The 1,380-nt window shown below is 64.9% G+C and carries 3 protein-coding genes; all 3 read left to right on the top strand.

From position 1 onward, the window contains the following. Window positions 1–64: 64 nt before the first annotated feature. The 3 genes from DK254_RS00895 (at window position 65) to ccoM (ending at window position 1,145) form a co-directional block, all read left to right on the top strand. Entirely contained in the window at window positions 65–658 is a 594-nt protein-coding gene (locus DK254_RS00895; RefSeq protein ID WP_109931662.1) for an alpha-ketoglutarate-dependent dioxygenase AlkB, read from the top strand. A gap of 2 nt (window positions 659–660) precedes the next feature. Next, window positions 661–822, top strand: coding sequence for a hypothetical protein (locus DK254_RS34275; RefSeq protein WP_009618525.1), 162 nt, complete (start codon window positions 661–663; stop codon window positions 820–822). A 212-nt stretch (window positions 823–1,034) separates the two neighbouring features. After that, window positions 1,035–1,145, top strand: coding sequence for a cytochrome c oxidase subunit CcoM (gene ccoM / locus DK254_RS35025; RefSeq protein ID WP_009618523.1), 111 nt, complete (start codon window positions 1,035–1,037; stop codon window positions 1,143–1,145). Window positions 1,146–1,380 lie beyond the last annotated feature (235 nt).

Genomic DNA, 1,380 nt, shown 5'->3' on the forward strand with positions numbered 1-1,380 from the left:
GGATCGACATCGAGGTCTGAGCGGCGTAGTAAGCTGTGCTTCTCGACCTGCTCCCGTTACCGCCATGCTGTTCGCCGACGCGCCCATCCACCTCGAACACGCCGAGCTGCGCCTGATCCCGCACTGGTGCGAGCCGGCCTGCGCCGCGGCCTGGCTCGCCGAACTGGTGGAGAACACCCCATGGGAGCAGCCCAGCGTGCACCTGCACGGCCGCGACTACCCGGTGCCGCGCCTGGTGGCCTGGTACGGCGACGCCGAGGCCAGCTACCGCTACTCCGGCCTGGTCCACCGACCACTGTCTTGGACGCCGCTGCTGGCAGAAATCCGCGCGCGGGTGCAGGCCGAGGTCGGCCAGCGCCTGAACGGCGTGCTGCTCAACTATTACCGCGATGGCCGGGATTCCATGGGCTGGCACAGCGACGACGAACCGGAGCTCGGCCGCAACCCCCTGGTGGCCTCGCTGAACCTCGGCGGCACGCGGCGCTTCGACCTGCGCCGCAAGGGCCAAACGGCCATCGAGCATTCCCTGGCGCTGGATTCCGGCAGCCTGCTGGTCATGTCCGGCGCAACGCAGCATTATTGGCAGCATCAGGTGGCCAAGACGCAGCGCCCGGTCGCCCCCCGCCTGAACCTGACTTTCCGCCTGGTGCATGCCTGATCATGAGCAACGACGACAAGCTGATCGACTTCAACGCCGAGCGCGACAAGCGCATCCATGACGTCCACGAGAAACGCCTGCAGGAAGTGCGCAAGGCCTTCGAACAGGCCCTGCCGCTGGGCAAGGCCCGCAAGAAGGGCAAGGGCAAGCCGAAGAAGCGCTGAGCCCGTCCCGCCTGCCCGGATTTCCCCTTCCAAAGCCGCCCCGCGCGGCCATGCACCGCAGCCCAACCCTCCCCGAACTTGATCTGGATCAGTTATCCGAAGCCCCGTGAACCGGGGCTTTGCGGCCATTGATCCAAGTCAATATCGCGCCCCCGGCCGACGCTAACCTGAGCCCATCTTCAAAACGCACAGGGATCCAGGAGGCCAGCATCATGTTCATCGACGAAGTGGTTCTCGCCGGCATTGTCACCGTTGGTCTGATGGTCCTGTTCTGCGGTGGAGTCGGATATTTCATCTGGAAGGACAGCCACAAGAAGGGCTGATTTCCTTCCCGATCACAGAGCACGCAAGGCACTTGGGGCGACTTCGGTCGCCCGTTTTTTTGCCTGCGATTTTTCATCGCGGACGGAGTCCGCTCCTACGCCCGTGCTTTCCTGGAGGCGTAGGAGCAACTGTCTTCTGGGCTCCGTCGTTCGCGGGAGTGACTGGATCGAAATTCGCGTCTCCCATCTCGCCCCATTGTAGGAGCGGGCCCTGCCCGCGAATCGCGCGCAGGGC

The sequence above is a fragment of the Pseudomonas sp. RW407 genome, from assembly GCF_003176655.1.
Lineage (GTDB): Bacteria > Pseudomonadota > Gammaproteobacteria > Pseudomonadales > Pseudomonadaceae > Pseudomonas > Pseudomonas delhiensis.

Excerpts from the sequence above, each read along its gene's own strand:
- DK254_RS00895 (WP_109931662.1), top strand. The coding sequence starts at position 65 with ATGCTGTTCGCCGACGCGCCCATCCACCTCGAACACGCCGAGCTGCGC.
- DK254_RS34275 (WP_009618525.1), top strand. The coding sequence starts at position 661 with ATGAGCAACGACGACAAGCTGATCGACTTCAACGCCGAGCGCGACAAG.
- ccoM (WP_009618523.1), top strand. The coding sequence starts at position 1,035 with ATGTTCATCGACGAAGTGGTTCTCGCCGGCATTGTCACCGTTGGTCTG.